The sequence below is a fragment of the Dehalobacter sp. MCB1 genome (genome assembly GCF_003590275.1).
Lineage (GTDB): Bacteria > Bacillota > Desulfitobacteriia > Desulfitobacteriales > Syntrophobotulaceae > Dehalobacter.
This window is the reverse complement of record NZ_LXPC01000001.1, coordinates 216,048-229,210: the sequence shown is the minus strand read 5'-3', so window position 1 is coordinate 229,210 and position 13,163 is coordinate 216,048. Positions and strand designations below refer to the sequence as shown.

General features: G+C 42.9%; 19 protein-coding genes. 17 read left to right on the top strand and 2 right to left on the bottom strand.

Annotated features, from left to right (window positions below; all coding sequences use genetic code 11):
* The 7 genes from A7K50_RS01080 to rbr form a co-directional block, all read left to right on the top strand.
* Positions 1 to 1,239: ATP-binding protein (locus A7K50_RS01080; protein ID WP_119774436.1), on the top strand; the 1,239-nt coding region annotated here is incomplete at its 5' end.
* 118 nt (positions 1,240 to 1,357) lie between these two features.
* A complete protein-coding gene (locus A7K50_RS01075) occupies positions 1,358 to 1,813 on the top strand; it encodes a hypothetical protein (protein ID WP_119774434.1) in 456 nt (151 codons plus the stop codon).
* Positions 1,814 to 1,821: 8 nt separating this feature from the next.
* Positions 1,822 to 2,409, top strand: coding sequence for an accessory gene regulator B family protein (locus tag A7K50_RS01070; protein ID WP_119774433.1), 588 nt, complete (start codon positions 1,822 to 1,824; stop codon positions 2,407 to 2,409).
* Positions 2,406 to 2,528: a cyclic lactone autoinducer peptide gene (locus tag A7K50_RS01065; RefSeq protein ID WP_019225107.1), complete on the top strand. Its 123-nt coding sequence runs from the start codon at positions 2,406 to 2,408 to the stop codon at positions 2,526 to 2,528. The genes A7K50_RS01070 and A7K50_RS01065 overlap by 4 nt, the downstream gene beginning before the upstream one ends.
* A gap of 88 nt (positions 2,529 to 2,616) precedes the next feature.
* Positions 2,617 to 3,264 (top strand): hemolysin III family protein, encoded by a 648-nt coding sequence (locus A7K50_RS01060; protein WP_119774431.1) that lies wholly within the window; start codon positions 2,617 to 2,619, stop codon positions 3,262 to 3,264.
* Between the two features lie 26 nt (positions 3,265 to 3,290).
* Complete coding sequence (locus A7K50_RS01055) at positions 3,291 to 4,049, top strand: fumarylacetoacetate hydrolase family protein (RefSeq protein WP_119774429.1); 759 nt, start codon at positions 3,291 to 3,293, stop codon at positions 4,047 to 4,049.
* A 187-nt stretch (positions 4,050 to 4,236) separates the two neighbouring features.
* The gene (gene rbr / locus A7K50_RS01050) at positions 4,237 to 4,773 is read left to right on the top strand and encodes a rubrerythrin (protein ID WP_119774427.1); all 537 of its coding nucleotides are present in this window, start codon (positions 4,237 to 4,239) and stop codon (positions 4,771 to 4,773) included.
* 219 nt (positions 4,774 to 4,992) lie between these two features.
* Here the strand turns inward: rbr and A7K50_RS01045 are convergent, their stop codons facing one another.
* Both A7K50_RS01045 and A7K50_RS01040 read right to left on the bottom strand, forming a co-directional pair.
* A complete protein-coding gene (locus A7K50_RS01045; RefSeq protein WP_119774426.1) occupies positions 4,993 to 5,826 on the bottom strand; it encodes a GAF domain-containing protein in 834 nt (277 codons plus the stop codon).
* A gap of 123 nt (positions 5,827 to 5,949) precedes the next feature.
* On the bottom strand, positions 5,950 to 6,207 hold the full coding sequence (locus A7K50_RS01040) for a hypothetical protein (protein WP_015044342.1): 258 nt from the start codon (positions 6,205 to 6,207) through the stop codon (positions 5,950 to 5,952).
* A 250-nt stretch (positions 6,208 to 6,457) separates the two neighbouring features.
* On the opposite strand from A7K50_RS01040, the gene A7K50_RS01035 reads away from it, so the two are divergent.
* The 10 genes from A7K50_RS01035 to nuoK all read left to right on the top strand — a co-directional run bounded on the left by A7K50_RS01035 (position 6,458) and on the right by nuoK (position 13,133).
* Positions 6,458 to 7,630, top strand: a complete 1,173-nt coding sequence (locus A7K50_RS01035; RefSeq protein WP_119774424.1) for an FprA family A-type flavoprotein — start codon at positions 6,458 to 6,460, stop codon at positions 7,628 to 7,630.
* Entirely contained in the window at positions 7,627 to 8,007 is a 381-nt protein-coding gene (locus A7K50_RS01030) for a desulfoferrodoxin (protein ID WP_119774422.1), read from the top strand. The genes A7K50_RS01035 and A7K50_RS01030 overlap by 4 nt, the downstream gene beginning before the upstream one ends.
* A gap of 299 nt (positions 8,008 to 8,306) precedes the next feature.
* Positions 8,307 to 8,663 (top strand): NADH-quinone oxidoreductase subunit A, encoded by a 357-nt coding sequence (locus A7K50_RS01025; RefSeq protein WP_119774420.1) that lies wholly within the window; start codon positions 8,307 to 8,309, stop codon positions 8,661 to 8,663.
* Positions 8,654 to 9,193, top strand: coding sequence for an NADH-quinone oxidoreductase subunit B (locus tag A7K50_RS01020; RefSeq protein WP_119774418.1), 540 nt, complete (start codon positions 8,654 to 8,656; stop codon positions 9,191 to 9,193). Before A7K50_RS01025 ends, A7K50_RS01020 begins: the two co-directional genes overlap by 10 nt.
* On the top strand, positions 9,186 to 9,647 hold the full coding sequence (locus A7K50_RS01015; protein ID WP_119774416.1) for an NADH-quinone oxidoreductase subunit C: 462 nt from the start codon (positions 9,186 to 9,188) through the stop codon (positions 9,645 to 9,647). Before A7K50_RS01020 ends, A7K50_RS01015 begins: the two co-directional genes overlap by 8 nt.
* A 35-nt stretch (positions 9,648 to 9,682) precedes the next feature.
* Positions 9,683 to 10,792, top strand: a complete 1,110-nt coding sequence (locus A7K50_RS01010; protein ID WP_119774414.1) for an NADH-quinone oxidoreductase subunit D — start codon at positions 9,683 to 9,685, stop codon at positions 10,790 to 10,792.
* Between the two features lie 36 nt (positions 10,793 to 10,828).
* Positions 10,829 to 11,875, top strand: coding sequence for an NADH-quinone oxidoreductase subunit NuoH (gene nuoH / locus A7K50_RS01005; RefSeq protein ID WP_119774412.1), 1,047 nt, complete (start codon positions 10,829 to 10,831; stop codon positions 11,873 to 11,875).
* Between the two features lie 12 nt (positions 11,876 to 11,887).
* A complete protein-coding gene (locus A7K50_RS01000) occupies positions 11,888 to 12,301 on the top strand; it encodes an NADH-quinone oxidoreductase subunit I (protein ID WP_119774410.1) in 414 nt (137 codons plus the stop codon).
* Positions 12,301 to 12,801: an NADH-quinone oxidoreductase subunit J gene (locus A7K50_RS00995; RefSeq protein WP_119774408.1), complete on the top strand. Its 501-nt coding sequence runs from the start codon at positions 12,301 to 12,303 to the stop codon at positions 12,799 to 12,801. The genes A7K50_RS01000 and A7K50_RS00995 overlap by 1 nt, the downstream gene beginning before the upstream one ends.
* Complete coding sequence (gene nuoK, locus A7K50_RS00990) at positions 12,798 to 13,133, top strand: NADH-quinone oxidoreductase subunit NuoK (protein WP_119774406.1); 336 nt, start codon at positions 12,798 to 12,800, stop codon at positions 13,131 to 13,133. The genes A7K50_RS00995 and nuoK overlap by 4 nt, the downstream gene beginning before the upstream one ends.
* The last annotated feature ends 30 nt before the right edge of the window (positions 13,134 to 13,163 follow it).

The window sequence follows — 13,163 nt, the reverse complement described above, 5'->3', positions numbered from 1 at the left end:
ACACCATTATACGGACTTTATCTGGCCATTATTAAAAAGAATATTGTCAGAATCAAAGCTTCATTAGAGTCATTTGCCCATACAATTAAAAGCAACAGTCTGGAAAACTCGGAGGACCTTGAAAGGTTGCCGGAACTTCAACCCGTATTTGAAGAGATCAGAAATCACTTGGAAAGCCTGTATCAATTGAATATTGAATTGGAAAGCTCCAATGACAAGCTCCTGACCATCATGGAAGGTATTGGTGACGGATTCTTCGCGTTGGACAAGGAGTGGTGCTTTACCTATGTCAATAAAGAGATGAAGAAATACCTGGGATATGATCGTGAAGACCTGATTGAAAGAAATATTTGGGATGTCTACAGGTTATTAGCCGACTCTGCAACGCGTGTCAATCTGAAACGGGCTTTAGACGAGAATATCTCCATGCATTGGGAGGAATATATCTCTCAGGAAAGTAAATATTTCCAGTACCATGCCTACCCGTTTAAACAAGGCCTCACAGTTTTTGTCAGGAATATCACTGAGCTGAAACAAAGGGACATAGAAATGCAGCGTTTGGAACGTCTCAATCTGATCGGACAGATGGCAGCCGGGATCAGTCATGAGGTCAGAAATCCGCTGAGTACGGTCCGGGGCTTTCTGCAACTGCTGGAGAGCCAGTCTGATTCGGAACTTAAGACAGAATACATGGATCTGATGATCACGGAGATTGACAGAGCCAATGAGATTCTTACGGATTTCCTGTCGGTGGCCAAGGTAAGTGCGGATTGTGTGAAAGAGGAGAATATCAACAACATTATTAACCGGTTGTATCCGATGCTGCAGGCTGATGCGAATAGTTCAGGCAAAGAGCTGCTCTTGGAATTAAACGATATTCCAAGCATTGATCTCAATGAGTCAGAGATTAAACAGCTTATCCTTAACTTAGTCCGAAACGCTCTGGAAGAGACTGCCGCGAAGGGAAAGGTCTACATCAAAACGTACCAGGTTCAGGAAGGGGTGGTTCTGGCAATCCAAGACCATGGCAAAGGGATTCCCCAGAGTGTTCAGGATACCCTGGGTACACCGTTTGTTACGACGAAAGAGAATGGGACAGGCTTAGGCCTTGCGATTTCTTTGGGTATTGTGCGCAGACACCAAGCCAGGCTTGAATTTCTGACAGGAGGGGAGGGGACCACATTTTTTATTACTTTCCCGCTTAATAATTATAGTAATAATGAGTATGAGCAGATCTAACATTGAATTGTGGGACTACAAAAAAGCTATAGGACTTATGAAATATTTTTGAGATTATTAAAGGAAAAATACCAAAACTGTAGAATCTAGATACATATAGTGCCAAAGGAGGAAATCAATGAAAATTCCAATAATAGCACTCATTTTGCAAGGAATACCGGAACAGATCGCTGTTGTTACTTTAGCCTATGTTATTGCGGGCATGCCTTTTGTTAGGAAAAGAATTATTTCCATGGGGATAATTTTAGCTTTGACCTCTTATTTACTTCGGGTTTTTCCAATTCTGTTTGGTTTACACACTGTGATTATGTTGGTTTTTTTATTTGTTCTTTTGTTTTTTTGGGGTAAGAGTAATTTTTATGCTGCGTTGGTAGCAAGCCTTCTTAGCTTTTTAGCCTTAATTATTGGTGAGACAGTTTGTTTATCTTTATTAATGCCATTATTTCACGTCTCAGCTGAGATGCTAAACACAGATGTTGGATTAAGGATACTTATTACTTTACCTCAAGTCTTTGTTTTATTCATAGTAAGTTTAATCATTTTGAAAATAAAAAAAATGTTAAAAGGTAAGTAGGTAAGAAAATGGATCTCTCTCAAATCAGTGAGCGTATTTCCCGTAATCTGACAGCTGAATTAGATTTTGATGACGATAAAAAAGAGATCATTGCTTATGGTATTGAGTCACTTGTTTTAACAGTGTTGGGTTTTTTGGCAATAATGGGAATGGCCTTTCTTTTTAAAGCCTTGGTACCCACGGTCATCGCTGCTGTTTTCGGGGGATTTCTACGGAGAGTATCCGGTGGGGCTCATTTTGATACTCCGCTAAAGTGCCTGGCTTTTGGGGCGGTCATTTATTCTATTCTTGGTGTTATTGCCAAGGAAATTGTTAACTACGGTTTCCAGAGCTCTGGTTTTCTCCTGGCCGTTTTACTGTTTTCTTTAGCCCTTGTTGCTATTCTTGCTCCGGTAGACTGTGAGGCCAAACCTATTCACTCTCGAAATTTCAGAAGAAAACTTAAAATTATTTCCATAGGTTTTGTCATTGTGACGATTGGTGTAGTATCAGTCAGTAATAACTTCCTGGTAAATACCAGTGCAGTATTGGGGATCGTTTTCCAGACGATGACCCTTCTGCCTGTATTTAATAAAAAAAGGGGGATAACAACATGAAAAAAATTCTCTACACACTGATGGCGTCCATGCTTGTACTTCTCGCTACTGCAAGTTCTGTGTTTGCCTGTGGTTATTGGGCTTATCAGCCAAAGACACCAAAGTCACTGCAAAAATAAAAAATGAGGCGGGTTTCCCGCCTCATTTTTTATCTACACAGTTTTTAACATTCTATGCCAGAGTAAATCTTCAGTGGGAGTGTAAGAAATGTCTTTAAGAATTCGGGAACCGGTCAATTCAATGTCCCATATGCTCGGGGCTGTACTTTCGCTCTCCGGGCTGGTTCTGCTTCTGCTGCGGTCGCTGGAACATGACAGTACGGCCTATTTAGGTTCTGCCCTGGTCTTTGGGGGGAGTCTTATTCTGCTCTATTCTGCTTCGATGATCTATCATTGGGTGGTGTCCAGTGCACAGGTTATTCGTACGCTGCGAAAAATCGATCATTGTATGATCTATGTTCTGATCGCGGGTACATATACGCCGATTTGTCTGATCACATTGCAGGGTGCGCTGGGAATGGGCTTGCTGATCGGGATCTGGACGCTGGCCGTTTTAGGGATCGTCCTGAAGCTTGTCTGGTTCAATGCTCCTCGCTGGTTATATACCGCTTTCTATTTGCTTCTGGGCTGGATTGCCGTATTTTTTATTTACCCAATTTCTCTGGCTATTCCTGGCCAGGGCTTATTCCTTCTAATCTTAGGAGGACTGTTATATTCTGTAGGATCGGTCTTTTATGCTGTGAAACCTCAGTGGATCAGGTTGGGGAAGTTTGGGTTCCATGAAATATTTCATCTTTTTATCTTAGCAGGGAGTATTGTGCATTATTTTTTTATTTACCGGTATGTTATGGGTTAACACAATCATAGAGGGAGTAAAGACGCATGAGATTTCTTAGATTCAAGGATGCGGAAAACCAGGTCAGGTACGGCGTATTGACAGGTCAGATGATCCGCTATGTCAAAGGGGATATTTTTGGAGTTTATGAGGTAACGGACCAGATATGTTCGCTGGAAGATGTGCAGCTTCTGGCACCTGTTGAACCGTCCAAGGTATTATGTATCGGATTGAATTACCGGGATCATGCGATTGAATTTGGCAAGCCCATTCCTGCGGAACCTTTGCTGTTTCTTAAGCCTTCTACGAGTGTAATCGGGCCTGAAGAGAATATTGTCTATCCGCCTCAAACTCAAAACCTGCATTATGAAGCGGAGCTGGCAATCGTAATTGGCAAAAAAGCAAAAAATGTGGCGCAAAGCAAAGCCGTTGAATATATCTTTGGTTATACGGTCGGGAACGATGTGACTGCCAGGGATCTTCAGCATAAAGACGGTCAATGGTCAAGAGCAAAAGATTTTGATACATTTTGTCCGCTGGGACCGTGGATTGAGACCGATGTTGCCGATCCTGACAACTTGGCCGTCAAGCTTACCCTGAACGGAGAAGTACGCCAGAAATCCAACACAAAGAATCTGGTTTTCAGATGCTTTGAGCTTGTGGAATATCTGTCGGCAATCATGACTTTGCTGCCCGGTGACGTTATTTTGACCGGAACACCTGGCGGAATTGGAGCAATGAATCCTGGAGATAGGGTAGAAGCTGATATTGAGAAGATCGGTGTGTTAAGAAATTATGTAATATAAATAACTATACTAAGTTAATAATTGTAATTATTATAAATAACTGTTGCATAATCATATCGGATCGTTTAAAATCTTTTTAGGTCCTCAAAATATAAGATCAATTCATATGGAATACTTTCTGATGTTTTACATGCATTTTAGAGTTGACCAATTACAAGGGCCAGTCTAATCAGAGAGGAGTTATGAGATGAAAGATTTAAAAGGTTCAAAGACAGAAAAGAACTTAATGGAGGCTTTTGCCGGAGAATCACAGGCGAGAAACAAATATACCTATTTCGCATCTGCCGCTAAAAAAGAGGGCTACGAGCAGATTGCCGCCATTTTCTTAGAAACAGCAGAAAATGAAAAAGAACATGCCAAGATTTGGTTTAAGAAGCTCCAGGGGATTGGCTGCACGACAGAGAATCTTGTTGCAGCTGCCGCAGGGGAAAGAGAAGAATGGACCAGCATGTACGCCAGAATGGCGCAAGAGGCCAGAGAAGAAGGATTTGATGACATTGCCGCATTATTCGACGGCGTTGGAAAAATAGAAAGAGAACATGAGGAAAGATACAAGCAGCTATTGCTGAATCTGCAGAACAAGGAAGTATTTGCGAAAAAACAAAATACGACGTGGAAATGCCGTAATTGCGGACATACTCATGTAGGGACTGAAGCGCCTGAGGCCTGCCCGGTTTGTGACCACCCACAAGCGTACTTTGAAGTGATTGCACAGAACTACTAAACATTATATAGTAACTAAGCTTGGCTAAAGAAAGATGTCATTTCATATGATGTCTTTCTTTTTTGGACAATTTGGCTTTCAAGTTAACCTATGATACCAGTTTGAGGCCGCAGTCCCGCTGTGAGCGAAGCACGATGCGAAGCGAGGCTTTTTGTATTGTGCTATCCGTGGCACGCGGCTATTGTGGCCCCAAGACTTACCCTCATAATGGTATTGTAATTACACAGCTTTAAACGCTTCTTCTTTATTTTCCTTTTCCTTGAGTTTATGATAGAGCGCAGGATACAATTTTTCAATGCACTCAGGGCAAATAGTGTGGGTGAATTCAGAGCCAGTCTGCTGGAATAGGTATTCTTCAATTGTGATCCAATTCTCTTCTTCCGTATTAATTTTTTTGCAGCTTGAACATATTGGGATGAGCTGATTCAGAGAATCGTAGGCTTCCTTCATACGGGTATAGTTCAGACTGTTGTTGATAGCCATACCGATGTAGGTTCCTACCATTTCGAGGTAAAGGATCATATCAAGATGAAACTGAGCTGATCTGCAGAGCAGCTGAATCAGACCAATACAGTTATCCCTAGCCATGATACGGATCAAAGCCACAGATTTAAAACCTGCTGCAATGCAATTTCTATCTTTCGTCTTCAGGACTGAAGGCAGATCATTGACCCAAAAGCTTCCCTGAGAAGTGAAAAAAGGAATGTTTTTGTCTGCTTTCCCGTGGATGACATCCATACAAATACACTTTGTGGACCAGAATTCATCCTGTGAAATCTTCAGGATTTTGAGTTCAGGGTTTACGGAACATAGGGGAGGTTCTTCAGAAAGCTTCATCTCAGGCAGGCCTTCACAGGCATAAAAGGGATAATCTTTTCCATTATATATGCGAATACCGATAGCGTCGCAATTGGTGATCTGCTTTAAATGTTTCATAACTGTAATGATTGAGTCTTTCAAATTGATATAATTGTTCAGTTCGGAGAGTATTTTTTTTGTCATAATTTCTCTGTCAAGAATTTTTAATAATTCACTTACTTGGGTTTTCGACATAAATGATACCTCCTTTTCGACTCTATCGTAGTATTCGTATCTTTATCTTATTACAAAAAGTGTAAATAATTTAGCATAATTTGTAAAAAAGTAAAAAATGATAAAAGATTAAAAGTAGGTTTCTTACTCGGTGCAGATCTCGATAAATTTGGCGTTGACACCGGGGATCGAGTTCAAATCTCCAGCGAAGGATTCTGTTTCTTCGGAAGTACCGGAAAGCTGAAGAATGATTAGCCCTGAATCCGAACATACATTGCCGCCCTCATGAAGACCTAGTCTCACGGTGATCAAACAACCATATTTTGTCAAGACGCCCTGTACTTCGGCAGCATTTTTCGCTCTGTGGTTAACAGCTACAGCCATAAGCTTAAAACAAGACATGTGTTCATCCTCCTTTGTCATGCAAAAATAGAGTCTTCCTATCGTATTTGGAAGATATATTCTTGAAGGGCGTGATGATTTCCTTCTTTCACTTGAATGATTTGCCTAATAACTAAAAATAACCCTATGTTACAATGATTCCTAATAAATAAAATATTGAAAAAATAATAGAAATATTATAAACTAGTTTTAAGAAAAAATAATCAATAAATGTGAATTCCAGAAGAGAATATCAAGACGAAGATATGAGGTGATTTCTATCAAAGCGGTTCAAATTAAGAAAAATGTCTACTGGGTAGGCGGAATTGACTGGACCATCAGAAATTTTCATGGGTATCTGACCCAAAGGGGCAGTACATATAATGCCTATCTGATCATTGATGAGAAAATTACATTAATTGACACGGTAAAGCATTACCTATTTGACGAAATGCTGGAACGGATTGCGGATGTAATTGATCCGGCAGATATTGATTATGTTATCTCCAATCATGTCGAGCAGGATCATTCGGGGAGCTTGCCGGAAATTATGGAGATTGCCGCCAAGGCAACCCTGGTCACGTCCCCCAATGGGGAAAAAGGGCTCAAGGCACATTTCAAGGAAGACTGGAACTATCAGATTGTCAAATCAGGAGATGTCCTGAATATCGGCAGGAGGAATCTAACTTTCGTCCAGACCCCAATGGTACACTGGCCGGATAATATGGTGACCTACCTTGGGGAAGATAAAATTCTGTTCTCGAATGATGCTTTCGGCCAGCATATTGCTTCAACCGAGAGATTTGATGATGAACTTCCGCTCGGGGTCGTCCTAGAAGAAGCCAGGAAATATTACGCGAATATTGTCCTGCCGTACGGCGGTCAGGTGCAAAAAGCTTTAGGAGCCTTAGGTGGACTGGATGTTGAGGTAATTGCGACCAGCCATGGGCTGATTTGGCGCTCCAACATCCCGGCAATTCTCAACGAATATCAAAAATGGTCCACGAATGCCACGGAAAAAAAGGCCGTGATTGTCTATGACACGATGTGGAACGCAACGGAGATCATTGCGGAGAGCATCAGCGATGTATTTGAGAAAAAGGGCTATAACGTCCGGTTCATGGATCTAAAAAATAACCATATTTCAGATATTATGACTGAAATAATCACAGCAAAATATATCTGCGTCGGCTCACCGACCCTGAATAATAATCTGATGCCGAGTGTAGCTAGTTTCTTAACCTATCTTAAGGGTCTGGCTCCGAAGGACAGAATTGGATTGGCGTTCGGTTCTTACGGCTGGAGCGGCCAGAGTATCGGGCAAGTCGAGCAGTATCTGAAGGACTGCGGTTTTGAAACCCTGGAAAATATCAGGATTCAATACATTCCGGAAGAGGATCAACTGGAAGAAATGAAAGAGAAATTGGAGGGAAGTATCCTATGACAAATTTAAGAGAGATCTATAAGTGCAACGTCTGTGGCAATGTTGTGGAGATTGTTCACACAGGGGCTCCGGCCTTGGTATGCTGCGGCCAGCCCATGGAAAAGCTCGAGGGACGTTCGGAAGATATGGGATTGGAAAAACACCTCCCGATAGTTCAAGTAACAGAAAAGGGCATTAAAGTCACTGTCGGAAGCATTGAACACCCCATGGAAGAAAAACATTTTATTCAGTTCATCGAAGTTCTGACTGCAGATAAAGTCTGTCGTGCAGAGCTAAAACCCGGCCAGAAACCTGAGGCTTCTTTCCCAGTAGATATCGCAGCCGTTCTCGAAGTCAGAGAATACTGCAATGTTCATGGACTCTGGAAAACAAAATAGACCTAAGGTTTATTATTCTTAATAGTTGATAATGAGATCATAGGAGAGGGATGGTATAATAAAGACTGAGATTACCATCTCTTTTTTGTTTCAATTGATCAAATTGAAAATAAATCGTACACTTATGAATTTCTCGGAATGATATTTTATTTTTTCCGCTTTGATAATTTGAGAAAAAGCCTGTATTTGGGCCTTCATTTTTGTAAGTTAAGTGTTGGGGACTTCTGGCACGTATCTTGCAATAATTCTCTGGTGAGAATTTAAATTCATTTTAATTTATATAGAGGAGGAGGTAGACAATGTTAATTAATTACGCAGGAATCGCAGTAATTTTAGCGTGGGGAATTGTATTTCCGGTAATTCTGCTGGTGGTTCAGAGACTGCTCTGTCCAAACAATCCAACCAAGGCGAAAATGTTGACTTACGAGTGTGGTCTTGATACCCAGGGGGATACGTGGATTCGTTTTAAAATTAGTTATTTTATGTATGCCTTAATTTTCGTAGTCTTTGATGTTGAAACAATTTTTCTCTATCCTTGGGCGATGTTGTTTCAAAATCTAGGCTTGTTTGCCATTATTGAGATGGTGATCTTTATTGCAATTCTCATTCTTGGATTTGCCTATGCCTGGAAGGAAGGTGCTCTTGAATGGATGTAGTCAAGAAAAACTATAAAGTTGAAGTCCCGGAATATGAAATGCCAAACAATATCATCATGTGCAAGATTGAAGATGCGCTGAACTGGTGCCGTTCCCGCTCGTTCTGGCCGTTGACGTTCGGTCTAGCCTGCTGTGCGTTTGAAATGATGGCAGCCGGAGATGCCCGCTATGACATCGCGCGTTTCGGATCCGAAGTATTCAGACCTTCGCCGCGTCAGTGCGACCTTCTGATTATCGCGGGAACAGTCACGAAAAAAATGGAACCGATTGTTGCCCGACTGTATGAACAAATGGCCGAACCGAAATACGTGCTGGCAATGGGCAGTTGCGCGATCAGCGGCGGTCCGTTCAAAGACTCCTATAGTGTTGTAAAAGGAGCCGATACGTTCTTGCCGGTAGATGTCTACGTACCGGGCTGTCCGCCAAGACCCGAAGCACTGTTCCACGGACTTCTCGAGCTGCGGAAGAAAGTGACGAATCCCAGAAAGTTTGCTGAGAACAACAAGGAGAGGATCATACAGAATGGATAAGAAGATGGATCGTCAAGCATTGGTTAATTTACTCAATGAGAAGATAGGTGCTCAAGCGGAAGTCTTTGAGGATAATACGGAAGGTTCCATAAAAGTATCCCGCCTAAAGCTTGTGGAAACCATGCAGGAACTTAGGGAAAATCCGCAGTACAAATTCGATGTTCTAATGAATCTGAGCTCTGTGGATTATCCAGAAAACTTCACTGTGATCTATCACCTGTTTTCGATTGAGCATAAGCACTATTTGACTGTTAAAGTGGAAATAAGCAAAGAGAATGCTTGTCGGGTACCGTCGGTCAGTTCCGTCTGGAAAGCGGCTCAGGTGCACGAAAGGGAAGCTTTCGATTTGATGGGGATTTTATTTGACGGTCATCCTGATCTCAGAAGGATTCTACTGCCGGAGGATTTTACCGGACATCCTTTGCGCAAAGATTTTACGCAGCAGGCTGATTAAACACCAACATGTGAAACAGAATTTGAGGTGTAAGAATGAATGACATAAGAACTCAGGAGATGAACTTAAACTTTGGTCCTCAGCACCCCAGTACGCACGGGGTGTATCGCGGCGTGTTCACGATGCAGGGCGAATATATTACCAAGTGCGTGAACCATATCGGTTATCTGCACCGCGGCATTGAAAAATTAGCGGAGTCCCGCACCTATACCCAGTTTATTCCATACAACGGACGGCTGGACTATGTTTCAGGCATGTTGAATGAAGAGGCTTATGTCCGTGCGGTGGAAAAATTGATGGGTATTTCCAATCAGGTTCCAGAACGAGCTGAATATATCCGGGTGATTATGGCGGAACTTCAGCGTATTGCCAGCCACCTGGTGTTTTATTCCTCGATGGCGCTGGACATGGCCGGTTTTACACCTTGGACCTACGGGTTTAGAGAGAGAGACACAATTCTAGATTTATTTGAAATGGCAGCCGGCAGCCGCATGATGCCGAATTATATGCGGTTTGGTGGCGTTGCAGCTGATCTGAACGAAGAATTTATGCCTGCTCTGCGCAAATTGCTCGATATCATGCCTAAATGCATAGAGGAGTACCACGGTATTTTAACAGGCAATGAGATATTCCAGGCCCGTACAAAGGGGGTTGCCCCGCTTTCCCGCGAAAAGGCTTTGATTTACGGGATATCCGGTCCTTCGGCCAGGGCTTCAGGCATTGATTATGACCTGCGCCGGGATGAGCCCTACGGAATCTATGACCGTTTCAAATTTAATGTGCCGGTTCGTCAGACTGGGGACACGTTTGATCGTTATATCGTTCGTATGGACGAGATGGCTGAAAGCGTCAAAATTTTGGAACAGGCTTATAGAGAACTTCCGGAAGGTCCGGTTTTGGCCAAGGTCCCGAAAATAATTAAACCTCCTGCCGGAGAAGTCTATCACCGTATCGAGCATTCCAAAGGGCATCTTGGTTTCCATATTGTGAGTGACGGTACAGCCAAACCTTACCGTTTAAGGATTTGTTCTCCCTGTTTTGTGAATGTGGCAATTTTTGAAGAAATGGCTGTCGGTTTGCATCTACAGGATGCAGTCGTTGCCTTTGCTTCCTTAGACATTGTATTGGGAGAAATTGATCGCTAACAGACAGAAACAAGAATTCAGAAGATGGAGGAAAATATGGTACTATTTCTTGTTTGGGTCGATATGTTCAGACAGTGGCTTGTTGGGATTGGAATACCGGCATTGCCTGCTGAAATATTGATTAAAACCATTCTGGTTTTAATTGTCATTATCTTTGTGCTAACGAACCTGATTGTTCTGGTCTGGCTGGAACGTAAGTTTGCTGCTTTCTACGCTGACCGCGTCGGCCCCAATCGCCTTGGACCTGCAGGTTTTCTGCAGTTCCCGGTTGATATTGTCAAAATGCTCGGGAAAGAGGATATTATTCCCGAAAACGTGGACAGACCGGTATTTAAGATTGCCAGTATCTGCGCATTCCTTACGGCAATTATGGGCTGGGCCGTTATTCCGCTTGGCAAAGGCATGATCCTGGAAGATTTAAATGTCGGACTATTGTACTTTATTGCGATCGGTTCTACAGGAACGATTGCCTTTGTCATGGCCGGTTTTGCTTCCAATAATAAATACGCGCTGCTCGGCGGCATGAGAACGGCTGCCCAGATGATCAGCTATGAAATTCCGCTGGCCTTTTCTTTGCTCGGCATCGTCATGATCACAGGAAGCTTAAGCCTTACCGAGATTGTCGATGCCCAGAAAAATGTCTGGTTTGTCTTTCCACAGATTCTTGCCTTCTTCGCTTATTTTGTTTGTTCCATCGCGGAAACAAACCGTGGACCGTTCGACTTGGCGGAAGGGGAGCAGGAGTTGGTTGCGGGGTACTTCGTTGAGTATTCGGGTATCCGCTATGCGTTGTTTATGGTCGCTGAATACACCCATCTGGTTGCGGTCTCGGCGATTGCAGCGGTTGTGTTCCTCGGCGGCTGGAATGCACCGTTTGGCTTGACCTTCATACCGGGATTCATCTGGATGATGCTTAAAATTTACTTGATGATTTTCCTGTTCATGTGGGTCAGATGGACATTTGTCAGGGTAAAGGTCGAGCATTTGATGCATATCAGCTGGAAATTCCTGATCCCGCTTACTTTATTTAATATTGTGATCACCGGCATTGGCGTTTACGTCTACCGGATGATTGCAGGTTAAGGTGGTGAAATCGTGTACGGACAAGGACTTTTAAAAGGCTTAAGCATATCAATCAGACACTTTTTCAAAAAGAAAGTCACAGAGATGTACCCGGAGCAAAAGCCTAACCTGCCAAAGCGCTCCCGGGGATGGTTTGAACTGACCCCGGATAAATGTACGGCATGCGGACTTTGCGTCAACGCTTGTCCCAACGGGATTATCTCGATTGAAAGCTATAAGGATGAGAACAACAAAAGAAAGCTGGTTCAGTATCGTATGCTGATGGAAAGCTGTATTTTCTGCGGGTTTTGTGTTGAAGCCTGTCCTCAAGATGCTTTGTACAATACGCAAGCTTTTGAACAGACGGTCTTCTTCCGGGAAGATCTTAACAGAATCCTCTATAAAGGTGAGCCTCAGTCGGTTCAGGCTGAAAGGAGTGAAGCGTGATGGGCTTTACAGTGATGTTTTACGTAATTGCCATCGTTACCCTCGGTTCGGCACTTATGATGGTCATCAGCAAAAATATCTTTCACAGTGCGCTTTTAATGCTGGTAGCATTTTTAGGTATTGCGGGGGTTTTTGTTCTGCTGTATGCTGATTTTTTGGCTGCCACCCAGGTTCTGGTTTATGCTGGGGCGATCACGATATTTGTTGTCTTTGCGATCATGTTTACCATACGCGGAGATATGAAATCGACAAACTTGTTCTCTAGGAACCTAGTTCCGGGAGCGCTACTCTCACTGATCATGATTGTTGTGAATGCAGTCATGGTGCTGACAACGAAGTGGCCGCTGAAGGCTATGACAGCTCCGGAGTCAACAGCGAAGGAAATTGCTAATCTGATGCTGACAAAATACGTCGTTGCATTTGAAGTGACGGCAGTACTGTTGCTGGTGGCCATGCTCGGCGCGATTGTTATCGTGAAAGAGGTGAAAAAGTCCTCATGAGTAGTATCATCCATTTTCTATTCAACATTGGATTGCCGCATTTTCTAATTCTTAGCGGAACTCTTTTCTTCATCGGACTTTTCAGTGTTCTGGCCAAAAGAAACCTGATTGCGATCCTCATGGGAATGGAAATCATGCTGAGTTCAGTCAACATCAATCTTGTTGCATTTAACAGATATACCACTGCACCGGCTTTGCACGGCCACGTCTTTGCGCTCTTTGTGATCGCCTTGGCAGCAGCGGAAGTATCCGTAGGCTTGGCCTTGATTATTTCTGTCTACCGCCAGCACAAGTCAGTTGAAGCGGATGATATCGATTCGATGAAATGGTAGTCTTAATTCAAGATAAAGGCAGGTGTAAAT